This window comes from Streptomyces litchfieldiae, from assembly GCF_031845365.1.
Classification (GTDB): Bacteria; Actinomycetota; Actinomycetes; order Streptomycetales; family Streptomycetaceae; genus Streptomyces; species Streptomyces litchfieldiae.
Genome location: NZ_JAVREL010000010.1, coordinates 226,606 through 249,445, shown reverse-complemented (window position 1 = coordinate 249,445; position 22,840 = coordinate 226,606). Strand labels below are relative to the sequence as shown.

21 protein-coding genes are annotated in these 22,840 nt (G+C 74.0%); 13 read left to right on the top strand and 8 right to left on the bottom strand.

Annotated elements, in window-relative coordinates; genetic code table 11:
* Positions 1–25: 25 nt before the first annotated feature.
* On the top strand, positions 26–1,423 hold the full coding sequence (locus RM590_RS18925) for a cysteine desulfurase/sulfurtransferase TusA family protein (RefSeq protein WP_311705799.1): 1,398 nt from the start codon (positions 26–28) through the stop codon (positions 1,421–1,423).
* A 16-nt stretch (positions 1,424–1,439) separates the two neighbouring features.
* Here RM590_RS18925 and RM590_RS18920 read toward each other — a convergent pair whose 3' ends face one another.
* Positions 1,440–2,414 (bottom strand): carbohydrate kinase family protein, encoded by a 975-nt coding sequence (locus RM590_RS18920; protein ID WP_311705798.1) that lies wholly within the window; start codon positions 2,412–2,414, stop codon positions 1,440–1,442.
* A gap of 176 nt (positions 2,415–2,590) precedes the next feature.
* Here RM590_RS18920 and RM590_RS18915 point away from each other — a divergent pair, with 176 nt between their 5' ends.
* Complete coding sequence (locus RM590_RS18915) at positions 2,591–4,138, top strand: hypothetical protein (RefSeq protein WP_311705797.1); 1,548 nt, start codon at positions 2,591–2,593, stop codon at positions 4,136–4,138.
* A 92-nt stretch (positions 4,139–4,230) separates the two neighbouring features.
* Here the strand turns inward: RM590_RS18915 and RM590_RS18910 are convergent, their stop codons facing one another.
* Complete coding sequence (locus tag RM590_RS18910) at positions 4,231–4,584, bottom strand: HesB/IscA family protein (RefSeq protein ID WP_311705796.1); 354 nt, start codon at positions 4,582–4,584, stop codon at positions 4,231–4,233.
* Positions 4,585–4,818: 234 nt separating this feature from the next.
* On the opposite strand from RM590_RS18910, the gene nadA reads away from it, so the two are divergent.
* Positions 4,819–6,018, top strand: a complete 1,200-nt coding sequence (gene nadA / locus RM590_RS18905; protein ID WP_311705795.1) for a quinolinate synthase NadA — start codon at positions 4,819–4,821, stop codon at positions 6,016–6,018.
* Positions 6,019–6,116: 98 nt separating this feature from the next.
* A complete protein-coding gene (locus RM590_RS18900; RefSeq protein WP_311705794.1) occupies positions 6,117–6,968 on the top strand; it encodes a GNAT family N-acetyltransferase in 852 nt (283 codons plus the stop codon).
* 25 nt (positions 6,969–6,993) lie between these two features.
* On the opposite strand, the gene RM590_RS18895 is transcribed toward RM590_RS18900, so the two are convergent.
* From RM590_RS18895 to RM590_RS18880, 4 genes are read right to left on the bottom strand one after another with little or no spacing between them, the layout of a single operon-like run.
* A complete protein-coding gene (locus RM590_RS18895) occupies positions 6,994–7,668 on the bottom strand; it encodes a response regulator transcription factor (protein ID WP_311705793.1) in 675 nt (224 codons plus the stop codon).
* Positions 7,665–8,975: a sensor histidine kinase gene (locus RM590_RS18890; protein ID WP_311705792.1), complete on the bottom strand. Its 1,311-nt coding sequence runs from the start codon at positions 8,973–8,975 to the stop codon at positions 7,665–7,667. The genes RM590_RS18895 and RM590_RS18890 overlap by 4 nt, the downstream gene beginning before the upstream one ends.
* 17 nt (positions 8,976–8,992) lie before the next feature.
* Positions 8,993–9,271, bottom strand: coding sequence for a PspA-associated protein PspAA (gene pspAA / locus RM590_RS18885; RefSeq protein WP_311705791.1), 279 nt, complete (start codon positions 9,269–9,271; stop codon positions 8,993–8,995).
* A 16-nt stretch (positions 9,272–9,287) separates the two neighbouring features.
* The gene (locus RM590_RS18880; protein ID WP_311705816.1) at positions 9,288–10,070 is read right to left on the bottom strand and encodes a PspA/IM30 family protein; all 783 of its coding nucleotides are present in this window, start codon (positions 10,068–10,070) and stop codon (positions 9,288–9,290) included.
* 236 nt (positions 10,071–10,306) lie between these two features.
* On the opposite strand from RM590_RS18880, the gene RM590_RS18875 reads away from it, so the two are divergent.
* Both RM590_RS18875 and RM590_RS18870 read left to right on the top strand, forming a co-directional pair.
* Positions 10,307–10,897 carry a DUF3043 domain-containing protein gene (locus RM590_RS18875; protein ID WP_311705790.1) on the top strand — a complete coding sequence of 197 codons (591 nt, stop codon included), beginning with the start codon at positions 10,307–10,309 and terminating at the stop codon, positions 10,895–10,897.
* Positions 10,898–10,986: 89 nt separating this feature from the next.
* Positions 10,987–12,051 carry a S1C family serine protease gene (locus RM590_RS18870; RefSeq protein ID WP_311705789.1) on the top strand — a complete coding sequence of 355 codons (1,065 nt, stop codon included), beginning with the start codon at positions 10,987–10,989 and terminating at the stop codon, positions 12,049–12,051.
* A gap of 225 nt (positions 12,052–12,276) precedes the next feature.
* On the opposite strand, the gene RM590_RS18865 is transcribed toward RM590_RS18870, so the two are convergent.
* On the bottom strand, positions 12,277–12,486 hold the full coding sequence (locus tag RM590_RS18865; protein WP_311705788.1) for a hypothetical protein: 210 nt from the start codon (positions 12,484–12,486) through the stop codon (positions 12,277–12,279).
* Between the two features lie 129 nt (positions 12,487–12,615).
* Between RM590_RS18865 and RM590_RS18860 the strand changes: the two genes are divergently transcribed.
* The gene (locus tag RM590_RS18860) at positions 12,616–13,812 is read left to right on the top strand and encodes a bifunctional adenosylcobinamide kinase/adenosylcobinamide-phosphate guanylyltransferase (RefSeq protein WP_311705787.1); all 1,197 of its coding nucleotides are present in this window, start codon (positions 12,616–12,618) and stop codon (positions 13,810–13,812) included.
* Positions 13,813–13,888: 76 nt separating this feature from the next.
* The gene (locus tag RM590_RS18855; protein WP_311705786.1) at positions 13,889–15,031 is read left to right on the top strand and encodes a nicotinate-nucleotide--dimethylbenzimidazole phosphoribosyltransferase; all 1,143 of its coding nucleotides are present in this window, start codon (positions 13,889–13,891) and stop codon (positions 15,029–15,031) included.
* A gap of 7 nt (positions 15,032–15,038) precedes the next feature.
* Here the strand turns inward: RM590_RS18855 and RM590_RS18850 are convergent, their stop codons facing one another.
* Positions 15,039–15,779 (bottom strand): hypothetical protein, encoded by a 741-nt coding sequence (locus tag RM590_RS18850; RefSeq protein WP_311705785.1) that lies wholly within the window; start codon positions 15,777–15,779, stop codon positions 15,039–15,041.
* Positions 15,780–15,813: 34 nt separating this feature from the next.
* Between RM590_RS18850 and RM590_RS18845 the strand changes: the two genes are divergently transcribed.
* The 5 genes from RM590_RS18845 (at position 15,814) to RM590_RS18825 (ending at position 22,618) form a co-directional block, all read left to right on the top strand.
* Positions 15,814–16,677, top strand: a complete 864-nt coding sequence (locus RM590_RS18845) for an adenosylcobinamide-GDP ribazoletransferase (protein WP_311705784.1) — start codon at positions 15,814–15,816, stop codon at positions 16,675–16,677.
* An 88-nt stretch (positions 16,678–16,765) separates the two neighbouring features.
* Positions 16,766–18,283 (top strand): leucyl aminopeptidase, encoded by a 1,518-nt coding sequence (locus RM590_RS18840; protein ID WP_311705783.1) that lies wholly within the window; start codon positions 16,766–16,768, stop codon positions 18,281–18,283.
* A gap of 374 nt (positions 18,284–18,657) precedes the next feature.
* Positions 18,658–20,046 carry a dihydrolipoyl dehydrogenase gene (gene lpdA, locus RM590_RS18835; protein ID WP_311705782.1) on the top strand — a complete coding sequence of 463 codons (1,389 nt, stop codon included), beginning with the start codon at positions 18,658–18,660 and terminating at the stop codon, positions 20,044–20,046.
* 66 nt (positions 20,047–20,112) lie between these two features.
* Entirely contained in the window at positions 20,113–21,879 is a 1,767-nt protein-coding gene (gene sucB, locus RM590_RS18830) for a 2-oxoglutarate dehydrogenase, E2 component, dihydrolipoamide succinyltransferase (RefSeq protein WP_311705781.1), read from the top strand.
* Between the two features lie 115 nt (positions 21,880–21,994).
* Positions 21,995–22,618: a GntR family transcriptional regulator gene (locus tag RM590_RS18825; protein WP_311705780.1), complete on the top strand. Its 624-nt coding sequence runs from the start codon at positions 21,995–21,997 to the stop codon at positions 22,616–22,618.
* Positions 22,619–22,840: the final 222 nt, after the last annotated feature.

The following is a 22,840-nucleotide window of genomic DNA, read 5'->3' as shown; positions in this document are numbered from 1 at the left end:
GGGCCCACGGGTTAGCGTGCTGACCGTGCCCTACTTCGACGCCGCTTCCTCTCTTCCCCCGCACCCGGTCGCGCGGGAGGCGCTGCTCGCCGCCCTGGACGACGGCTGGGCCGACCCCGGCCGGCTGCACCGCGCCGGGCGCCGCGCCCGGATGCTGCTCGACGCGGCGCGGGAGACGGCCGCCGAGGCGGTCGGCTGCCGCCCCGACGAACTGACGTTCACCTCTTCGGGAACGCGCGCTCTGCACACCGGGATCGTGGGGGCGCTCGCCGGGCGCGCCCGCGCCGGGCGCCATCTGCTGGTGTCCGCCGTCGAGCACTCGGCGGTGCTGCACGCCGCCGACGTTCACCGGAACGCGGGCGGCACCGTGGCGGAGATCGGCGTGGACCGCGCCGGCCGGGTGGCCCCGGACGACGTGGCCGCGGCGCTGGCGGCCGGTCCCGGGCCGGCGGCGCTGGTGTGCGTGCAGTCGGCCAACCACGAGGTGGGCACCCGTCAGCCGGTGGTGGAGATCGCCGAGGTGTGCCGGGCGGCGGGGGTGCCGTTGCTGGTGGACGCGGCGCAGTCGCTGCCGTGGGAGCCGGTCGGGGGCGACTGGTCGGTGCTGACCGGGAGCGCGCACAAGTGGGGCGGACCGGGGGGCGTGGGGCTGCTCGTGGTGCGCAAGGGCGTGCGGTTCGCGCCCCCGGGACCGGTGGACGAACGGGAGTCGGGGCGCGCGCCCGGCTTCGAGAACATCCCGGCGATCGTGGCGGCGGCGGCCTCGCTGCGCGCCGTCCGGCAGGAGGCGGCGGCGGAGGCGGCCCGGCTGCGGGAGTTGGTGGACCGGATCCGGGCGCGGGTGCCGGAGCTGGTGCCGGACGTGGAGGTGGTGGGCGACCAGGAGCACCGGCTGCCGGGCATCGTCACGTTCTCGTGTCTCTATGTCGACGGGGAGGCGCTGCTGCACGCGCTGGACCGGGGGGGCTTCGCGGTGTCCTCGGGGTCCTCGTGCACCTCAAGCACCCTGACGCCCAGCCATGTGCTGCGCGCCATGGGCGTGCTGTCGGAGGGGAACGTCCGGGTGTCGCTGCCGCCGGGCACGCCCGCCGAGGAGGTGGAGCGTTTCCTCGCGGTGCTGCCGGGCACCGTGGCGGCGGTCCGGGACCAGTTGTCGCCGCCCCCGCCCGTCACCGTGCCCGCGGCGGACGGCGACGCGCTGACCGTGGACTCGCTGGGCAAGCTGTGCCCGGTGCCCGTCATCGAGCTGGCCCGGGCCATCGGCCAGGTGCGGGTGGGCGGGGTGATCACCGTGCTGTCGGACGACACGGCGGCCCGCCTGGACATCCCGGCCTGGTGCGCGATGCGCGGCCACGAGTATCTGGGCGAGTCGCCGGTCGACGTCGGCCCGGGCACGGCCTACCGGGTGCGCCGGTCGGCGTAGCGGGCAGCCACGGCCGTCAGATGAGGTGCTCGCGCACCTCGTCGGCCGCGTCCGTGCCGTAGGCCTTCACGAAGCGGTCCATGAACGGGCCGCGCGTCAGCTCGTACTCCTGGGTGCCGACCGTCTCGATGACCAGGGTGGCCACCATGCAGCCGACCTGCGCGGCGCGCTCCAGGGAGGTGCCCCAGGCCAGCCCGGCGAGGAAGCCGGCGCGGAACGCGTCGCCGACGCCGGTGGGGTCGACCTTGGCGTCCTCGTCGGGGCAGCCGACCTCGATCGGCGCCTCACCGGCCCGTTCGATGAGGACGCCGCGGGCGCCGAGCGTGGTGACACGGGTGCCGACCCGTTCCAGGATCTCCTGGGCCGACCAGCCGGTCTTGGATTCGACGAGCGCCTTCTCGTACTCGTTGTGGAAGAGGTACGCGGCGCCCTCGGTGAGCACGCGGATCTCCTCGCCCTCCATGCGGGCGAGCTGCTGGGAGAAGTCGGCGGCGAACGGGATGCCGCGGGTGCGGCACTCCTCGGTGTGGCGGAGCATCGCCTCGGGGTCGTCGGCGCCGATGTGCACCAGGTCCAGGCCGCCGACGCGGTCGGCGACCGACTGGAGCTCGATCAGCCGGGCCTCGCTCATCGCGCCGGTGTAGAAGGAGCCGATCTGGTTGTGGTCGGCGTCGGTGGTGCAGACGAAACGGGCGGTGTGCAGCATCTCGGAGATCCGCACGGAGGCGGTGTCCACGCCGTGCCGGTCGAGCCAGGCCCGATACTCCTCGAAGTCCGCGCCAGCCGCCCCGACCAGGATCGGCGAGGCGCCCAACTGCCCCATGCCGTAACAGATGTTGGCCCCGACTCCGCCGCGGCGCACCTCCAGGGAGTCGACCAGGAAGGACAGCGAGACGGTGTGGAGCTGATCGCCGACGAGCTGGTCGGCGAAACGACCGGGGAAGGTCATCAGATGATCGTGAGCGATGGAGCCGGAGACGGCGATACGCACGGTGAGTCTGCTCCCGGGAAGGCGACTGGGGGCCTCCAGGCTACCGAGCCGGCGGGGCTCGGACAGCCTCCGGCGGGACCGTACGTCAGGTCGCGACCGGTTCTCGAGGGGGAACCGGGCACGGCGGCGAACCGTCCAACGGGCGTAGCGATTCCGCGATTCCGAGGAGCGATGGCGTGGCTGACGAGGAGACCCGCGACGGGGCGGCGCCCCCGGAGAGCCCTCAGGACGAGCCCGGGCGCCGCAGGTGGCCCGCGGTCACGGCGGTGGCGGTGGCCGTCGCGGTCATCGGGGGCGGTCTGTACGGGGCGCGGGCGCTGACCGAGGACGACTCCCCGGACGGTGATCCGCCCGGCGAGACGGCGCCGCTGGTGCTGGACGGCGAGGGAACGCTCGAGCTGGGGGTGGCGGGCGGCGCGGAGGCCGATCTGGCCATGGGGTGGCCGGGGCCGACGACGCTGCGGCTGACCGGTGACCCGGGGGCCCCGCCGGAGCTCGCGCCGGTGTACTACGCCGGGGAGCTGCCGGAGGAGCGCGCCGAGGAGCTGAGCGCGGCCCTGGGCCTGGACGGCGAGCTGACGCCGAGCGCGGACGGGGTGTGGACGGTGTCCGGCGCGGACGGCCGGGTGCTGACGGTGCTGTCGGACGGACCGGCCCAGGGGTACTGGATCTGGGGCGGCGGGGAGTTCACGGCCCTGGTCGAGGAGGCGCCGGGGGCGGAGGCGGGCGCGGGGTCCGCCGCCGATCCGAACGCCGCGGTCAGCAGCGACGGCATGGGTACGCCGCCCGGCGAGGACGAGGCGCTGGCCGCGGCGGAGCCGCTGCTCGATTCGCTGGGCCTGGCGGACGCGGTGGTGGACGCGGGGCGGACGAGCGGTGCCGAGCGGATCGTGCGGGCCTCCCCCACGGTGGACGGGCTGCCGGTGCACGGCCTGGAGACCGAGGTGTTCGTCGGGGCGGACGGCGAGGTGACGTGGGCGAGCGGCACGTTGAACACCTTCGAGACGAACGAGTCGCGGGGGACGCTCAGCGCGCAGGACGCGGTCGCCGCGTACAACGAGGCCGCCGGCCCGATGCCGGTGCCGGCGATCATGTGCGGCCCGGCGGCCAGCGCCGAGCCGGTGCCGCACGCCGAGGGCGGCGGCGCGGAACCGGACTGCGGAGGGCTGGACGAGAAGCCGGCGCCGGTGTCGGTGACGGCCGAGTTCGGCCTGGCGCTGCACTCCTCGGAGGAGGAGCCGGTGCTGGTGCCGTCGTGGCTGTTCAGCGGCACGCTGGAGTCCGGGGAGCCGTTCACCGACAGCGGGCCGGCGGTCGCGCACGAGTTCGCGGGCGCGGCGGACGACGGGTCCGAGCCGGGCGACACCGCGACGGGTGAGCCCGCGCAGCCGGAGCAGCCGGAGCAGCCGGAAGAACAGTCGCCGGTGCCGGCGGACCCGGGAGAGTCACCCGAGATCTCGGAGACCGGCTGGTCGGTGGAGCCCTACGAGGAGTCCGACGAGACCCTGACGCTGTGGTTCTGGGGCGGCGTCTGCGGCCGGCACGAGGCCACGGCGGAGGAGTCGGCCGGCGAGGTGCGGGTGCGCCTGGACGTCGTGGACAGCGACCCGGAGCTGGAGTGCATCGCGCTCGCCGAGGAGCAGTCGGCACAGGTCCGCCTCTCGGAGCCCGTGGGCGACCGCACCCTGCTCGACGAGCGGGGCGAGCCGGTCCCCGTCCGCTGACGCGCCCCCGCCGCAGAACGGCCTCCGCCCGCCTCCCTCGCGTCGAGGGGGCGGGCGGACAGGCGTGCAGCCGGGCGGGCGCGGCGTCCGGCTCAGCTGAAGGAGTCGCCGCAGGCGCAGGAGCCGGTGGCGTTCGGGTTGTCGATGGTGAAGCCCTGCTTCTCGATGGTGTCGACGAAGTCGATCGACGCACCGCCGAGATACGGCGCGCTCATCCGGTCGGTGACCACCTTCACGCCGTCGTAGTCCTTGACGACGTCACCGTCCAGCGAACGCTCGTCGAAGAAGAGCTGGTAGCGCAGACCGGAGCAACCGCCGGGCTGAACCGCCACGCGGAGCGCGAGGTCGTCGCGTCCCTCCTGCTCGAGCAGGCTCCTGACCTTCGCCACGGCCGTGTCGGAAAGGATGATGCCGCCGCTGACAGCGGTCTCTTCCGTTACGGACATCTGCGTATCTCCCGGGTAGTACGGAAAGCTCTGGCGAGTGCACCAACAGACGGCCGGCCGGAATCATTCCGCTCCGGCGCGTCTTTTCTTTTACCCATGCTCGCACACGTCACTCCGCCGCGGAATGCGTCACAGTGACGCGATGGACATCGTCAAGCTGACGCGAAGGAGTTATGATCCATTGCGTCAGTTCGACGAAAAGACGTCGGAACAGCAACAGAAAGGGTGCGTGCCGTGAACACCGCCCACACGACCCTGGACGTCACGCCCAGCCCCCTCGCCCTCCTCCTGCTCGGCCGCGAGTCCGACCCGGCCAGCGAGCGCGGGGTGGACTGCCCCGGCGACCTGCCGGCGGCCTCCGACCCCGGCCTGGTGGAGCGCGCCCACGCGGCGAAGGCGAGACTGGGCGACCGGCTGTTCGTGCTCGGCCACCACTACCAGCGCGACGAGGTCATCCAGTTCGCCGACGTGACCGGCGACTCGTTCAAGCTGGCCCGCGACGCCGCGGCCCGCCCGGAGGCGGAGTACATCGTCTTCTGCGGGGTCCACTTCATGGCCGAGTCGGCCGACATCCTCACCTCCGACGCGCAGCAGGTGATCCTCCCGGACCTCGCCGCCGGGTGTTCCATGGCCGACATGGCCACCGCCGAGCAGGTCGCCGAGGCGTGGGACGTCCTGACCGACGCGGGCGTGGCCGATGTCACCGTGCCCGTCACGTACATGAACTCCTCCGCCGACATCAAGGCGTTCACCGGCCGGCACGGCGGCACCGTGTGCACCTCCTCCAACGCCAGGCGCGCGCTGGAGTGGGCCTTCGCCCAGGCCGGGCGGGGCGGCGCGGACGGCAAGGTGCTCTTCCTGCCCGACCAGCACCTGGGCCGCAACACCGCGGTGCGCGACCTCGGCATGTCCCTGGACGACTGCGTCGTCTACAACCCGCACAAGCCCGGCGGCGGGCTGACCGCCGACGAGCTGCGCCGGGCCCGGATCATCCTGTGGCGCGGGCACTGCTCGGTGCACGGCCGCTTCTCGCTGGACTCGGTGACGGAGGTCCGCGAGCGCATCCCGGGCGTCAACGTCCTGGTGCATCCCGAGTGCCGGCACGAGGTCGTCGCGGCGGCCGACCACGTGGGCTCCACCGAGCACATCATCTCCATGCTGGAGGCCGCCCCGGCCGGCTCCCGCTGGGCGATCGGCACCGAACTGAACCTGGTGCGCCGGCTGGCGGCCCGGTACGCCCCCCAGGGCAAGGAGATCGTGTTCCTGGACCGGACGGTGTGCTTCTGCTCCACCATGAACCGCATCGACCTCCCGCACCTGGTGTGGGCGCTGGAGTCGCTGGCGGACGGCAAGGTCGTCAACCGCATCCAGGTCGACCCCGAGACCGAGCACTTCGCCCGGCTCGCCCTCGACCGGATGCTGGCCCTGCCTTAGGCCCCGCCGGGAGGTGCCCCCGGGGGGACCCCCATCGACCGACCGGACAGGACCCAGGGACTCTGGCTGAGCCGCCGGTGGCACGTCACGATGGATCCATGATCCTGCATCAGGTACGCGACAACCGGGCGGACGCCGAGGCCGTGCACACCGTGACCACCGCCGCCTTTCCCGACGAGGAGTGGTCCGAACGGCGAACGGCCCGGTTCCTGCGCAGAGTTCGGCATCTGGCCACCACCGACCCGGCCGGCTGCTGGCTCGCCGAGGACGACGCCGGCACGCCGGTCGGCGCCGTCCTGGCCAGCCTGCGCGAGAGCCTGTGGGGGCTGTCGCTGCTGGTGGTGGCGCCCGGGGCGCAGGGCAAGGGTGTGGGCACCGAACTGATGCGCCGGGCGCTGGCGTACAGCCGCGGCACCCTGCGCGGCATGATCTGCGCCCGGCCGCACGCGGCCGCGGCCCGCGTCTACCGCGGCGCCGGGTTCGGCCTGCACCCCACCATGCGGATGACGGGCACGGTGGACGCCACCCGACTGTCCGTGCCGGACGGGCCGGCCATCGAGGGCGGGCCCGCGCACCGCGATCTGATGGACTCCGTCGACCGCCGGCTGCGCGGCAGCGCGCACGGCCCGGACCACGAGGAGCTGCTGCGGCACTGCCGGGTGGTCGTGGCGGACGATCTCGGTGGCAGCGGCTACTGCTATCTCGCGGACGACGGCCGCGTCGAACTGCTCGCCGCCACCTCGCGCCGCATCGCCGTCCGGCTGCTCACCTCGGCGCTGCTGGGCCTGCCCGCCGGGGCCACCGCGACGCTCCGCCACCTCACGGCCGAGCAGGAGTGGGCGCTGGACGTCGGCTTCGCCGCCGGGCTTGACCTGGCCCCCGACGGCTGGCTGTGCCTGCGCGGGATGCGCCCGCCCCGGCCGTATCTGCCGTCGGTGCAGTACTTGTAGCCGCCGGTTCGTGTGAACGGCCCGCTCAGGACGAGCGCGGGCGCACCAGCCCCGTCTCGTAGGCGGTCACGACGAGCTGGGCCCGGTCCCGGGCGGAGAGCTTGGTCAGCAGCCGGTTGATGTGGGTCTTCACCGTGAGCGGGCTGACGGTCAGGCGCTCGGCTATCTCGTCGTTGGACAGGCCGCCCGCCACCTCCACCAGCACCTCTCGCTCCCGGGCGGTGAGCACGTCCAGGGCCGAGGCGTCCTGCCCCTCGCCGTCCCCGCCCCCGCCCTGGGCGAGGAACCGCGCGATCAGCCCGCGCGTCGCGGTCGGCGACAGCAGCGCCTCGCCGGCGGCGGCCAGCCGGATGGCGTGCAGCAGGTCGGCCGGCTCGGCGCCCTTGCCGAGGAAGCCGGAGGCGCCCGCGCGCAGCGCCTCCACCACGTAGTCGTCGGATTCGAAGGTGGTGAGGATCACCACCCGCACCTCGTCCAGCGCGGGGTCGGCGCCGATGGCCCGGGTGGCGGCGAGGCCGTCCATGCCGGGCATCCGGATGTCCATCAGGACCACGTCCGCGCCGGCCCGCCGTATCACCTCCAGCGCCTCGGCGCCGTCGGACGCCTCGCCGGTGACGGTCATCCCGGGGTCGGAGTCGACGAGCACGCGGAACGCGCTGCGCAGCAGCGCCTGGTCGTCGGCGAGCACCACGCGGATCACGAGCACCTCCGGCCCGTCGCGGCGCGGCGCTGGCCCGCCTGCGCCTCGGCCTCCGACGGACGGGACGGCGCCTGCAACGGCAGCGTCACCCGGACCCGGAAGCCGCCGCCCGCCACCGGACCCGCCTCGCAGGTGCCGCTGAGCGCGGCGGCCCGCTCCCGCATGCCGGTCAGCCCGTGTCCGCTGCCCAGGCCCTCCCGGGCCGCGGCCTGGTCGCCCGGGCCGTCGTCGTCCACGGTGATGTGCAGCGCCGCGTCGGCGGCGCCGCCCTGCCGGACGATGCGCACCCGCGCGGTGGCCTCGGGTCCGGCGTGCTTGTGCACGTTGGTCAGCGCCTCCTGGACGACGCGGTAGGCGGCCAGGTCCACGGCGGAGGGCAGCGGCCCGGCGGCGGCCGGCGCCTCGACGGTCACCGACATCCCGGCCTTGGTGAAGCCGTCCACCAGCTCGTCCAGCACGCCGAGCCCGCGCGCGGGCTCGGTGGGGGCGATCGGCTCGTCCTGGTGGCGCAGCAGTCCCACGGTGGTCTGGAGCTCGCCGAGCGCCCGCCGGCTGGCCTGCCGGATGTGGCCCAGCGCCTCCTTGGCCTGGTCGGGCCGGGTGTCCATCACATGGGCGGCGACCCCGGCCTGGACGTTGACCAGCGCGATGTGGTGGGCGACGACGTCGTGCAGCTCGCGCGCGATCCGCATCCGCTCCTCGGCCACCCGGCGGCGGGCCTCCTCCTCCCGGGTGCGTTCGGCGCGCTCGGCCCGTTCCCTGATGGCGTCGACCATGGCGCGGCGGCTGCGCACGGCCTCGCCCGCGGCGGCGGCCAGCGCGGTCCAGGCGAAGACGCCCAGGTTCTCCGAGTCGTACCAGGGCTGGGCGCCCAGCAGCATCGCCGCCGGGGTGAACACGGCGGTGGTGGCCAGGCCGACCAGCCAGGTGGTGTGGCGGTCGGTGCGGGCCGCGACGGTGAAGAGCGCGACGACGACGGTGATGAGGATCGACGCGTGCCGCTCCTCCGGCAGGTGCGAGCCGGTGCCCAGCGCCAGCTCCACCAGGGCCAGGCCGCTGAGGACCGACAGGACCGTCATGGAGTGCCGGCGGCGCAGCACGAGAACGGCGCAGGCGAGCACCGTCAGAACCAGGGTGTGGCTGGGCAGTTCGCGCTTGCCGAAGCCGGGTCCGCCGTCGGGCGGGCGGGCCACGGTGACGGAGGCGCACAGGGTGACGCCGAGGACACCGAGCGCCAGCAGGGCGTCGAACGCGAGTGGGTGTGCCCTCAGCCATTGAACGGCGCGGGCCCAGGGGGAAGTGGTCACGGCCGGGCGGCTTCGCTTCAGTCGGGGATCAACCCGTCTTCGGTGAGCATGGCGCGCACCTCGTCAATGGACGCCTCGGGGGCGGGCAGGATCAGCTCCGAGGGTTCGAGCGCGTCGTCGGGCAGCGGCGTGCCCATGGTGCGGACGGCTTCCAGAAGGGCTCCGAGTGTGCGGCGGAATCTCTCGGTGTCGCCGGATTCCAGCTCGGTCATGAGCTCGTCGTCGAGCGCGTTGAGGGTGGGGAAGTGACTGTCGTCGAGCTTCACCTGCCCCTCCCCCATGATCCGCACGATCACGATGCCCTCCAGGCTCTCACTGCTTGTCGAACTTGGGGGATTCCTGCTTGTCCTGCTGCACCGCCGCGGAGCTGCCGCCCTCCAGGGCCTGGCGTCCCGCGGAGCTGCCGCCGGCCAGCTCGGCCTTCATCCGCTCCAGCTCGAACTCTACGTCCGCGTTGCCCGAAATGCGGTCCAGCTCGGCGGTCAGGTCGTCCTTGGAGGTGCCGGTCGGGTCGTCCAGGGCGCCGGAGGCGAGCAGCTCGTCGATGGCGCCGGCCCGGGCCTGGAGCTGCGCGGTCTTGTCCTCGGCGCGCTGGATGGCCATGCCGACGTCGCCCATCTCCTCGGAGATGCCGGAGAACGCCTCGCCGATGCGGGTCTGCGCCTGGGCGGCCGTGTAGGTCGCCTTGATCGTCTCCTTGCGGGTGCGGAACGCGTCCACCTTCGCCTGGAGCCGCTGGGCGGCAAGCGTGAGCTTGCTCTCCTCGTTCTGCAGGGTCTCGTGCTGCTGCTGGAGGTCGCTCACCTGCTGCTGGAGCGCCGCGCGGCGGGTCAGCGCCTCGCGGGCCAGGTCCTCGCGGCCCAGCGCGAGCGCCTTCTTGCCCTGCTCCTCCAGCTTGGCGGACTGGCCGTTGAGCTGGTTGAGCTGGAGTTCGAGCCGCTTGCGGGAGGTGGCGACGTCGGCGACGCCGCGGCGCACCTTCTGGAGCAGCTCAAGCTGCTTCTGGTACGAGTAGTCGAGCGTCTCCCGCGGGTCCTCGGCCCGGTCCAGGGCCTTGTTGGCCTTCGCGCGGAAGATCATCCCCATCCGCTTCATGACACCGCTCATGGGCTTCGCGCGCCCCCTTCGTCACGGACTCGAACCTCGGGCAATTCTGCTGCTGATCCCCTACTACCCTACGGGGCCCGTATCCATTAGCGCACCGCTCGTCGCCGATTGGGTCCTCCCTCAGGACGATCGCGGGGCCGCCGCCCTCCCGCCTGAGGACTACCCGGAGGAGTAGTGGTCACGGCCGTTGGGGGCCGGGCGCCCGAGACCGTAGTCTTGAGCACGTGTTCCGAAGCCGTTCGAAAGAAGACAACGCCACCGAGCCCCTGGAGGAGCAGCCCCAGGGCCGCGACCCGCAGGCGCCGAAGGGCCGTCCCACGCCCAAGCGCAGCGAGGCCGAGGCCCTGCGCCGGGCCGTCGTCAAGCCCCCGACGAACCGCAAGGAGGCCGCCCGGCGCACCCGGGAGGCCCGGCGGGCGGCGCTGACCAAGCAGCGCGAGGCGCTGCTGTCCGGCGACGAGCGGCACCTCCCCGCACGGGACCGCGGTCCCGTGCGGCGCTTCGCGCGGGACTTCGTGGACGCCAAGTGGCACGTGGCGGAGTACTTCCTGCCGATCGCGGTGCTGATCCTGGTGCTCAGCATGCTGCCCTCGCTCCAGGCGCGGAACATCGCGCTGCTGCTGTGGCTCGCCGTGATTCTGATGATCGTCGCCGACTCGATCCTGCTGACGCGGCGGCTGAAGAAGGAGCTGCGCGCCCGGTTCCCGGACGAGAGCCTGCGGGGCGCCTCGGCGTACGCGCTGATGCGGACGATGCAGATGCGGCGCATGCGGCTGCCCCGGCCGGGGATCAAGCGCGGCGAGTCACCCCGCTAGATCCTGGTTCGCCCCGGTAGGTCCGGTCCGCCCGGAACGGCGTAGTGCCCCTACCGGGCCATGAGCCCTCCCGCGGACACAATGCGGCTATGGCCCTGAGCTCACCATCGCCGTTGTCCCCCGGCGCGGTCCTCCTGTGCGCGGGCGCGCTGCTCGCCGTGGGCGCCGGCTGCACCGGCGGCTCCCCCGACGCGGACGAGACCCGGGCCGTGCGTGCCTCACGCGCCCCGGCGCCGACCGTCTCCGACGACCTCCAGGACACGTACGAGGAGGTGGTGAACGACGTGCTGCCGTCCGTCGTGCAGATCACCACCGGGGACGGGCTGGGCTCGGGGGTGGTGTACGACGAGGAGGGGCACATCGTCACCAACGCCCATGTGGTGGGCGAGGAGAAGCGGTTCGAGGTGCTGCTGGCCACCGGGCAGCAGCCGGAGCGGGCCGAGCTGGTGGCGTCCTATCCGGAGCAGGACCTCGCGGTGATCGCGCTGGACGACGCGCCGGACCAACTGCGGCCGGCCACGTTCGGCGACTCCTCCAAGGTGGAGGTCGGCCAGATCGTGCTGGCCATGGGCAATCCGCTCGGGCTGTCCTCCAGCGTGACCCAGGGCATCGTCTCGGCGGTCGGGCGCTCGGTCAGCGAGGGCGAGGGCCAGGCGACGCTGGGCAACATGGTGCAGACCTCGGCCGCGATTAATCCCGGCAACAGCGGCGGCGCGCTGGTCAACCTCTCCGGGCACGTCATCGGCATCCCGACGCTGGCCGCCCGGGACCCGGGGCTCAGCGGCGGCCAGGCGCCCGGCATCGGCTTCGCGATCCCCGCCTCCACCGTGACGTTCCTGGCGGACCAGATGATCGAGCACGGCCGGGTCGTCGACTCGGGCCGGGCGGCGCTGGGCGTCTCGGTGCGCACGGTCCTGGGCGACGGGTTCCAGCCCGTGGGCGCGGCGATCGTGGAGGCCGACGAGGACGGCCCGGCCGCCAGGGCCGGGCTGCGCCCCGGCGATGTGGTGGTGCGCGTGGGCAAGGAGGACGTCACCGATGTGGTGTCGCTGGCCGAGGCGCTGGCCGCGCACCGTCCCGGGGACCGGGCGGAGGTCACCTACGAGCGGAACGGGGAGCGGCACACCGCCGAGGTCACGCTCGGTGAGGCGTAACGGGGCGCGGGGCGGGGTCTGTTCGGTGCCGCTAGGGCCTGTATCGAGTTCCCGGTCGGATCAGCCCGCGGCGTCAGACGCGGTGCATCGCAAGGCACCGGATCGCAGCTCATACCCGGCCGTATTCGCGCGATTCGGCTGGGGGCACCTCCCAGACGGAGTCTGGGGGAGCGGCGAGGTGCCGTGACTGGCGTCGCGGGCCCGGGCGGGAACTCGATACAGGCCCTAGTCCTCGGCGCCGTGGAGGCTCATGGGGCCGTAGACCTTGGCGCCGTCCTCCAGGAGCGTCACCTGTTCGATGCCCTCCGCCAGCAGTTCGGGCCAGGACTCCCCGATCCAGGACTCCGCGTCGCCCTGGGTGCCGAAGTCGCCGGGCGGCTGGGCCGGCTCGGTCGTCGTGCCGTCCGCCTTTTCGAACCGCCACTCCCACGCCATACGAAGCCTCCGCTTCCTGCCTGACTGACTGACTGATGGCCCGACTGCCTGATCGCAGACTAAATCACGGTCGGCGCCCCCAGCGCACCACCGCGCGCGTGCCCGGGCGCGGGACGAGAGGATCGTCAAATGCACGTGACACTGCTCGGCACGGGCGCCCCCGCCGGGCTTCCCCGCCCCGGTTGCCCCTGCGCGGCGTGCGCGCGGGCGCTCGACGCCGATGTGCGCACCGCGACCGCCGTCCTGGTCGACGGGGTGCTGCTGCTGGATCTCACGCCGGGGCTCGCGCTCTCGGCGGCACGCGCCGGGCACACGCTCACCGGCGTGCAACAGGTGCTGCTGAGCCACCCGCACAACGGGCCCGCGCTGGAGCTGCCGCCCGAACTGCCCGCGCCGGTACGGCTGCCCGACGGCCGCGACCTGGCCCTGCTGACCGGGCACCGGGTGCGCGCCGTGGCGGTGGACGCGCCCGGCACGGGGTACGCGGTCACCGGCCCGGACGGCGGCCGGCTGCTGTATCTCCCGCCGGGCGCCGCCCCGGCGGGGGCGGCCGACGGGCCGCCGTACGACCTGTGCCTGCTGGATGTGACCGGGCGGCCGGAGGCGCTGGCCCGGCTGCGCGGCACGGGCGCGGCGGCGCTGGCCACGGATGTGGTGGCCGTTCACCTGGACCACGATGTCCAGCCGGGCGCGGAGACGCACCGGCGGCTGGCCGCGGCGGGGGCACGCGCCGAGCCGGACGGCACGACGCTGACCGTGGGCGACTACCGGTTGGTGCCCGAAGTGCCCCGGCGCACGCTGGTATTGGGGGGCGCCCGGTCCGGGAAGTCCGCCGAGGCGGAGCGCCGGCTCGCCACGTTCCCCGAGGTCACCTATGCGGCCACCGGCGGCCGGCGCGCGGACGATCCGGAGTGGACGGCGCGCGTCGCGGCGCACCGCGAGCGCCGCCCGCCGGGCTGGACGACGGTCGAGACATGCGACCTGGTGCCGCTGCTGGCGGACGGCGAGGGGCCGCCGCTGCTGATCGACTGCCTCGCGCTGTGGCTGACCGACGCGATGGACGCCGTGGGGGCGTGGGAGGACGAGCGCTGGGCGGACGCGGGCGCGCGGGCGCTGGGCGCGCGCACCTCGGCGCTGGTCGGCGCGTTCCGCGCGACGCGGCGCACGGTGGTGACCGTCAGCAACGAGGTGGGGTCCGGGGTCGTCCCGGCCACCGCGTCGGGCCGCCGCTTCCGCGACGAACTGGGCCGTCTCAACGCGGCGATCGCCGCCGAGTGCGAACAGGTCCTCCTCACGGTCGCGGGCACGGTGCTGCCGCTGCGCTGACGGACCCGGCCCTCCCTGCCCAACGGGCCATGGCCGGGCGGGAGCTGGCGCGGCCGCGGGCGGTACCCTCGTGCGCATGAGTGACGGCGGTCTGAATCTCGATGACTTCGGGGATCTCATCGAGCGCCCCAGTGTCCGGATCCGGCGCCGGGCGGAGGAGCGGCGGCTGCGCACCGGCCTGCCCGCCAAGGCGCTCGGACGGCTGGACGACCTCGGCGCCTGGCTGGCCGCCGCCCAGGGGCAGGTGCCCGTCACGCCGGTCGAGCGGCCCCGGGCCGTGCTGTTCGCCGGTGACCACGGCGTGGCCGGGATCGGTGTCTCCGGCCGCCCGGCGGGCACCGCGTCCGCCCTGGTGCGGGCCGTGCTGGACGGCTCCGCGCCGGCCGCCGTGCTCGCGCGGCACGCGGGGGTCCCGTTGCGCGTGGTGGACCTGTCGCTGGACTGCGACCCGGCGGACCTGCCGGCGGAGGTGACCCGGCACCGGGTGCGCCGCGGTTCCGGACGGCTGGACATCGAGGACACGCTCACCTCCGAGGAGGCCGAGCAGGCGTTCCGCACCGGCATGGCCATCGCGGACGAGGAGGCCGACGCGGGCACCGATCTGCTGGTGCTCGGCGACCTGTCCGTCGGCGGCACCACCGCCGCCGGCGTGCTGATCGCCGCGATGTGCGGCACCGACGCCTCCGTCGTGACCGGCCGCGGCGGCGTCCGCATCGACGACCTGACGTGGATGCGCAAGTGCGCGGCCATCCGGGACGGGCTGCGCCGCGCCCGGCCGGTGCTCGGCGACCAGCTCCAGTTGCTCGCCGCGGTCGGCGGCGCCGATCTGACCGCGATGACCGGGTTCCTGCTCCAGTGCGCCGTGCGCCGCACCCCCGTCATCCTGGACGGCGTCGTCTCGGCGGCGTGCGCCCTTGTCGCGCAGCGGATCGCGTTCCGCGCCCCCGACTGGTGGCTCGCCGGACAGGCCAGCGGCGAGCCGGGCCAGGCCAAGGCGCTGGACCGGATGGCGATGGAGCCGCTGCTCGACCACGGCGTGACCGTGGGCGAGGCGTCCGGCGCGCTGCTCGCACTGCCGCTGGTCACCGCCGCCGCCGCGCTGGCGGCCGAGCTGCCGGAACTGCCCGAGCCCGCCGCCGGGGAGGCCGCCACCGAAGCCGGGGACGGCGCCGGGGACGAGCTCGCCGACCGCTCCGAGGCCGTGGCCGAGGCCACCTGAGCGCGCGTCAGCCGCCGCGCGGCATCCCGCCCACCACCTGTTGGACCCACCGGCGCACGCGCCCCCAGCGGGCATCGTGCGCCCGCGCCCGGCGCTCCGCCCGCTTCCGCGTGCGCGGTCGCCGGGCGTAGGCGCGTTTCGCCCAGGGCGAGTCCGGCCGGGCCAGCCGGAGCGCGCCGACGAAAGCCGCCAGCGGCACCAGCACCCCCACCACGGCCAGCCGGAACTTCCCCTTGACCAGCGCGACGAGCACGAACAGCAGGTTCCCCAGCACGGTGGCGACCGCGCCGCCCCGGCCCGCCCGCTCGTCCGCGCCGACGCCGTCGACGCCCAGCGGGACGAAGCCGGTGAGCAGCATGGCGACCAGCGCGGCGGTCAGCACCACCGCCTCCACGCTCTTGCGGCCCTGGTCGGTCCAGTACACGTCGTGCAGATAGAGGATCAGCGCGAACTCGTCGAGCACCAGGCCGGCGCCGACGCCGAACACCACCGCCGTCAGCGAGGCCACCCAGCCCCGGCCGCCCGCCGCGACCCCGCCGAAGCCGCCGACCACCATCAGCACCACCCCGGGCACCACATGGTGGACATGCTGTCCGCCGGCCGAGACGTCGTGGAACGGCCCCCGCCCGGCCCGGATCAGCCGCGTCACGCCGCGGACCACGAGAAACGTGACGACGAACGCCGTGAGCGCCAGCAGCAGCGGCAGCTTCCCGGGCTCGGTGATGTTGCGATACCACCAATGCTCCATGGGTCCCCAGCGTCTGCCGCTACGCTGCCGGGCGATGAACGCCACGCCGCCACCGCCCCGCCCACCACTCCCGCCGGGCCCCCCGCCGCCCCCGGGCCCGCCGCCGGCGAGCGCGCGCGACGGGCTGCGGTTCGCGTTCGGCACCCTCACCGTCCTGCCGGTCGGCGACGGGCCGCGCTGGGACCGGGCCGCCGCGCGCGCGGGGATGCTGTGCGCGCCGCTGGCCGGGCTGGCGATCGGCCTGGCGGCCGCGGCGGTCTCCTGGGTGTTCCTGGAGCTGGAGGCCGGCTGGCTGCTGACCGCCGTGCTGACCGTGGCGGTGACGGCCGCGCTCAGCCGCGGGCTGCACCTGGACGGGCTGGCCGACGTGGCCGACGGGCTGGGCAGCGGCCGACCGGCCGACGAGGCGCTGCGGATCATGAAACGGTCCGACATCGGCCCGTTCGGCGTGGTGACGCTCGTGCTCACGCTGCTGACGCAGGTCGCCGCGCTGTACGAGCTGTACGGGCACGGCCGCGCCGCCGCGGTGACGGCCGTGGTGCTCGCCGCCGTCACCTCGCGCACCGCGCTGACCTGGGCCTGCCGCGCGGGGGTCCCGGCCGCCCGCGCCGAGGGGCTGGGCGCGGCCGTGGCCGAGTCCGTCAGCGCCCGCGCGGCGCTGACCGCGGCCGGAGCCGTGGCCGTGGCGGCGGCCGTCGCGGGCGCGCTGACCGGGGACCGAGCGGGGGCCGGGGCGGTGATCGGGCTGTGCGCGGTGGTGCTGGCCCTCAGCGCGGCGGAGGCGCTGGTGCGGCACTGCGGGCGCCGGTTCGGCGGGGTCACCGGGGACGTTCTCGGCGCGGTCGTCGAGACGGCCGCCACAGTGACACTGCTGGTACTGACCGTGGGCGCCACCTGAGATCGTCGCGGCGTAGTCTTCTGCCGGATTGCCGCGGAGCCGCACAGCCCCACGACGAAACGACGAAGACAGAACGGAACATCTCACCGTGACTGCACTGACCCTCAGCAACCTCCCCGCGACCACGGTGCCCGCGGACGCCGTGGTGATCGGCGTCACCAAGGGCGAGTCCGGGCCCGTCCTGGCCGCGGGCTCCCCCGCCGCCGCCGCGGTCGACGAGGCCTTCGGCGGCACGCTGGCCGCCACCCTGGCCACGCTCGGCGCGAAGGGCGGCGAGGACGAGATCACCAGAGTCCCCGCCCCGGCGGGCTGGGCCGTGCCGCTGATCGTCGCGGTGGGCCTGGGCACCGCGCCGGCGGACGGCTTCGCGCCCGAGGCGCTGCGCCGCGCGGCCGGCACCGCCGCCCGCACCCTGAACGGCAGCGACCACGCGAGCTTCGCGCTGCCCGCGGCCGGCACGGACGGGATCGCGGCCGTCGCCGAGGGCGCGCTTCTGGGGGCGTACGCGTTCACCGCGTTCCGCGGGGCGAACGCCACCCCCGGTCCCGCCCCGCTGGCCCGCATCACCGTGCTGGACGCCGACGCGGGCGACGAGGAGCACGCCACCGCCGGGGAGCGGGCGCTGGTGCTGGCCGAGGAGGTGGCGCGCGCCCGGGACTTGATCAACACCCCGCCGAACGCCCTCTCCCCCGCCGACTTCGCCGCCGTGGTGGAGGCCGCGGCCCCCGAGTACGGGGTGACGGTCGAGGTGCTGGACGAGGAGGCGCTCGTCGCGGGCGGCTACGGCGGCATCATGGGCGTCGGCCAGGGTTCGGCCACCCCGCCCCGGCTGGTGCGGATCGGGTACACGCACCCGGACGCCGCGGCGACGCTGGCGCTGGTCGGCAAGGGCATCACGTACGACTCCGGCGGCCTGTCGCTGAAGCCGGTCGGCCACAACGAGACGATGAAGTGCGACATGAGCGGCGCCGCCGCCGTGTTCTCCACCGTGGTGTCCGCCGCCCGGCTGGGCCTCAGGGTCAACGTCACCGGCTGGCTGGCCCTGGCGGAGAACATGCCCTCCGGCTCCTCGGTGCGCCCCGGCGACGTGCTGACCATGTACAGCGGCAAGACGGTGGAGGTCCTCAACACCGACGCCGAGGGCCGCCTGGTGCTGGCCGACGCGATCACCCGCGCCTGCGAGGAGTCGCCGGACGCGCTGGTGGACGTGGCCACGCTGACCGGCGCGATGGTACTGGCGCTGGGCAAGCGCACGTTCGGGGTGCTGGGCGCCGACGAGGACTTCCGGCAGTTGGTCCACGAGACGGCCGAGCAGGTCGGCGAGCCGTCCTGGCCGATGCCGATGCCCGGTGAGCTGGCCGAGGGCCTGAAGTCGTCGGTCGCGGACCTGTCGAACGTGGGCGAGCGGATGGGCGGCGGCCTGTCGGCGGCCCTGTTCCTGAAGGAGTTCGTGGCGGACGGCACCCGGTGGGCCCATCTGGACATCGCCGGGCCCGCGTTCAACGAGGGGGCGGCGTTCGGCTACACGCCCAAGGGCGGCACCGGATCGGCCGTGCGCACGCTGGTCAGGCTGGCCGAACGGGTCGCGGACGGGGAGCTCGCCTAGGGCCTGCCATCAAAGGGGCGCCCGGCTCGCGACGCCTGGCATCCCTCCCCCAGACTCCGTCCGGGAGGTGCCCCCAGGCTGCGTTGCCGAATCGCGCGAGTACGGACAAGTACGAGCTGCGATCCGGCGCCTTGCCAGCCGGGCGCCATGCGCCGCTCGCTGATCGACCGCCCCTTTGACGGCAGACCCCTGCCCCGCCCGCCCCGGAGATCCGCCCCGGCGCGGCAGCGTGCGAAGATGGGTTTCCGGCAGGACAGGGCCGGGCTCAACCACCAAGGCGAGCCACACCAAGCCGCGCACCAGCGGCGTACACAGCACCGCCGGCCGGTCACCGTCGACCGGCCCGGCGAACCCCATCCTTGGAGGAACGTGACGTGGCGAACGACGCCAGCACCGTTTTCGACCTAGTGATCCTCGGTGGCGGCAGCGGTGGTTACGCCGCGGCCCTGCGCGCCTCGCAGCTCGGCCTGGACGTCGCCCTGATCGAGAAGAACAAGCTGGGCGGCACCTGTCTGCACAACGGATGTATCCCCACCAAGGCCCTGCTGCACGCCGGGGAGGTGGCGGACGCGGCGCGCGAGGGCGCCGAGTTCGGCGTGAAGTCCACCTTCGACGGCATCGACATGGCGGGCGTGCACAAGTACAAGGACGGGGTGATCTCCGGCCTGTACAAGGGGCTTCAGGGCCTGGTGGCCTCCCGCAAGATCACCTATGTGGAGGGCGAGGGACGGCTGTCCTCGCCCACCTCCATCGACGTGAACGGCCAGACCTACACCGGGCGGCACATCGTCCTGGCCACCGGTTCGGTGCCCCGGTCGCTGCCGGGGCTGACCATCGACGGCGACCGGATCATCTCCTCGGACCACGCGCTGGTCCTGGACCGCGTGCCGAAGTCGGCGATCGTGCTGGGCGGCGGCGTCATCGGCGTGGAGTTCGCCTCCGCGTGGAAGTCGTTCGGCGCCGACGTGACCATCGTCGAGGGCCTGCCCCACCTGGTGCCCGCGGAGGACGAGAACAGCTCCAAGCTGCTGGAGCGCGCCTTCCGCAAGCGCGGCATACAGTTCTCGCTCGGCTCGTTCTTCCAGAGCGCCGAGTACACGGCCGACGGGGTGCGGGTCACCCTGGCCAATGGCAAGACCTTCGAGGCGGAGGTGCTGCTCGTCGCCATCGGCCGCGGCCCGGTGTCGCAGGGGCTGGGCTACGAGGAGGCCGGGGTCGCCATGGACCGCGGCTTCGTGCTGGTGGACGAGTACTGCCGGACCAACGTGCCGACCATCTCGGCCGTCGGCGACCTCATCCCCACGCTCCAGCTCGCGCACGTCGGCTTCGCGGAGGGCATCCTGGTGGCCGAGCGCCTGGCCGGTCTGTCGCCGGTGCCGATCGACTACGACGGGGTGCCGCGCGTCACCTACTGCCACCCCGAAGTCGCCTCGGTCGGCGTCAGCGAGGCGCGGGCCAAGGAGCTGTACGGGGCGGACCAGGTGGTCACCCTGAAGTACAACCTCGCCGGGAACGGCAAGAGCAAGATCCTGAAAACGGCGGGCGAGATCAAGCTCGTGCGGGTGAGGGACGGCGCCGTGGTCGGCGTCCACATGGTCGGGGACCGGATCGGCGAGCAGGTCGGCGAGGCCCAGCTCATCTACAACTGGGAGGCGCTGCCCGCCGAGGTGGCACAGCTCATCCACGCGCATCCGACGCAGAACGAGGCGCTGGGCGAGGCCCATCTGGCCCTGGCCGGCAAGCCGCTGCATTCCCACGACTGACCTGGCCGCGTATCCCCAGAGCGCGCAGTAACCATTTGCCACTTTTCGTAAGGAGCAACAGAAACCATGGCGGTTTCCGTAACCCTTCCGGCGCTCGGCGAGAGCGTGACCGAGGGCACCGTCACCCGCTGGCTGAAGGCCGAAGGCGAGCAGGTGGAGGTGGACGAGCCTCTGCTTGAGGTCTCCACCGACAAGGTCGACACCGAGATCCCGGCCCCCGCGGCCGGCGTGCTGTCGTCCATCAAGGTCGCCGAGGACGAGACCGTCGAGGTCGGCGCCGAACTCGCGGTGATCGACGACGGCTCCGGGGCTCCGGCCCCGGCCCCGGCGCCCGCCGAGGAGCCCGCCCCGGCTCCGGCCCAGCAGGCCCCGGCCCAGCAGGCGGCGCCGCCCGCGCAGGCCGAGGCTCCCGCCCCGGCGCCCGCGCCGGCCCAGGCTGCGCCGGCTCCGGCCGGCGGCGCCCAGGGCACGGACGTCGTGCTTCCGGCGCTGGGCGAGTCCGTCACCGAGGGCACCGTCACCCGCTGGCTGAAGGAGGTCGGCGAGGAGGTCGAGGCCGACGAGCCTCTGCTTGAGGTCTCCACCGACAAGGTCGACACCGAGATCCCGGCCCCGGTCGCGGGCACGCTGCTGGAGATCACGGTGGGCGAGGACGAGACGGCCGAGGTCGGCGCCAAGCTGGGCGTCATCGGGGCCGCCGGTGCCGCCCCCGCGGCTCCGGCGCCCGCCGCCCCGGCCGCGCCGGCGCCCGCTCCGGCTCCCGAGCCGACCCCCGCGCCCGCGCCCGCCCCGGCGCCCGCGGCGGCTCAGGCACCGGCGCCCGCTCCGGCTCCCGCGCCCGCGCCCGCGCCTGCCCCCGCGCCGGCTCCGGCTCCCGCTCCGGCCGCCGCCCAGGCCCCGGCCGTGGAGGGCGCCTACGTCACCCCGCTGGTGCGCAAGCTCGCCGCCGAGAACAACGTGGACCTGGGCACGGTCAAGGGCTCCGGCGTCGGTGGCCGGATCCGCAAGCAGGACGTGCTCGCCGCCGCCGAGGCGGCCCGGGCCGCCGCTGCCGCCCCCGCACCGGCCGCCGCCCCCGCCGCCAAGCCCGCGGCTCCGGTCCAGCCGTCGCCGCTGCGCGGCCAGACGGTGAAGATGTCCCGGATCCGCAAGCTCATCGGCGAGAACATGATGAAGGCGCTGCACAGCCAGGCGCAGCTCTCCTCCGTCGTCGAGGTCGACGTGACCCGGATCATGCGGCTGCGGGCCCGCGCCAAGGACGCCTTCCTGGCGCGCGAGGGCGTCAAGCTCTCCCCGATGCCGTTCTTCGTCAAGGCCGCGGCCGAGGCGCTGAAGGCGCACCCGTCCGTCAACGCCAAGATCAACGACGACGGCACGGTCACCTACCACGACGTCGAGAACATCGGCATCGCGGTGGACTCCGAGAAGGGCCTGATGGTCCCGGTCATCAAGGGGGCCGGCGACCTGAGCCTGGCCGGCATCGCCAAGAAGACGGCGGAGCTGGCGGGCAAGGTCCGCGGTGGCGGGCTGGCGCCGGACGACATGTCCGGCGGCACGTTCACGATCAGCAACACCGGGTCGCGCGGCGCGCTGTTCGACACGATCATCGTGAACTACCCCCAGGTCGCCGAGCTGGGCATCGGCGCCACCGTGCGCCGCCCGGTCGTGGTGAACCACCCCGAGCTCGGCGAGACCATCGCCATCCGGGACATGGTCTACCTGACCCTGTCCTACGACCACCAGCTCGTCGACGGCGCGGACGCCGCCCGTTACCTCACGGACGTCAAGGCGCGCCTGGAGGCCGGCGAGTTCGAGGGTGAGCTCGGCCTGTAGTGCCGGGTGCCGGAAGCCTCCGGCAGGCAACCGAAACCGGCCCGCGCCCCGCCCGGACCCCTTCCGGGCGGGGCGCGGCCTGTTGGGGTCTCAAAGGGCCCGATAGGAGGGTGACATGAGTCCGCCCATCGTCCACTCACTGCGCCAGCAGATCCGCGAGCACATCGTGGAGGGGATCGTCAGCGGACGCTGGCAGCCCGGCGAGCGGATCGTCGAGCGGCGGATCGCGGTCGAACTGGACGTCAGCCAGACGCCGGTGCGGGAGGCGCTGCGCGAGCTGGAGGCGTTGCGGCTGATCGAATCGGCCCCGAACAAGGGCGTTCGCGTCCGGGCGCTCACCGCCGGTGACCTGGAGGAGATCTACCCGGTCCGGGCCGGCCTGGAGCAGATCGCCGCCGAGCTGGCCGCGCCCCGGCTGGCCAAGGACGTCTCCGCGCTGGAGCCCGAGGTGGCCGCGCTGTGCCGGGCGGACCGCGTCGGGGACGCCGAGGCCCAGGTCGGGCACACGGTCGCCTTCCACCGCGAGCTGGTCAAGGCGTCGGGCAACAGCGTGCTGCTGCACACGTGGGAGTCCCTGGGCATCGAGATCTGGACCGCGCTGTCGATCCGGTGGCTGGGCACCCGGCAGCGTTCCTACGCCGAGGAGCACCAGGAGCTGATCGACGCGTTCGTGCGCCAGGATCCGCACATCGGCGAGTTGGTCAAGGATCACGTTCTGAACTGTGCACCGCGTGCCTGATCTCGCCGGTTATCGCCGGAATTACCCTGGCACGGGATGCCAATTTCCCTGATTCGGGGAGTTTTTCCGGCGAAAGCTTTGATCGATCATCGATCAGAGGCTTACAGTTCCCAGGAAAGTGAGCCGCACCGCATAGCCCCTGTCCTGCCCTGCGGCACGGCTCCCACCCGAGGCCCGGGTCCCGAATGTCGCGCCACGATCAAGGGACCCGGCCCTCAGCGG

Coding starts and splice junctions, on each gene's coding strand:
- RM590_RS18880 (WP_311705816.1), bottom strand. CDS start 10,070: ATGAAGCGGATGGGGATGATCTTCCGCGCGAAGGCCAACAAGGCCCTG.
- RM590_RS18825 (WP_311705780.1), top strand. CDS start 21,995: ATGAGTCCGCCCATCGTCCACTCACTGCGCCAGCAGATCCGCGAGCAC.
- sucB (WP_311705781.1), top strand. CDS start 20,113: ATGGCGGTTTCCGTAACCCTTCCGGCGCTCGGCGAGAGCGTGACCGAG.
- RM590_RS18850 (WP_311705785.1), bottom strand. CDS start 15,779: ATGGAGCATTGGTGGTATCGCAACATCACCGAGCCCGGGAAGCTGCCG.
- RM590_RS18855 (WP_311705786.1), top strand. CDS start 13,889: ATGAGTGACGGCGGTCTGAATCTCGATGACTTCGGGGATCTCATCGAG.
- RM590_RS18870 (WP_311705789.1), top strand. CDS start 10,987: ATGGCCCTGAGCTCACCATCGCCGTTGTCCCCCGGCGCGGTCCTCCTG.
- RM590_RS18910 (WP_311705796.1), bottom strand. CDS start 4,584: ATGTCCGTAACGGAAGAGACCGCTGTCAGCGGCGGCATCATCCTTTCC.
- RM590_RS18900 (WP_311705794.1), top strand. CDS start 6,117: ATGATCCTGCATCAGGTACGCGACAACCGGGCGGACGCCGAGGCCGTG.
- RM590_RS18845 (WP_311705784.1), top strand. CDS start 15,814: ATGAACGCCACGCCGCCACCGCCCCGCCCACCACTCCCGCCGGGCCCC.
- RM590_RS18860 (WP_311705787.1), top strand. CDS start 12,616: ATGCACGTGACACTGCTCGGCACGGGCGCCCCCGCCGGGCTTCCCCGC.
- RM590_RS18865 (WP_311705788.1), bottom strand. CDS start 12,486: ATGGCGTGGGAGTGGCGGTTCGAAAAGGCGGACGGCACGACGACCGAG.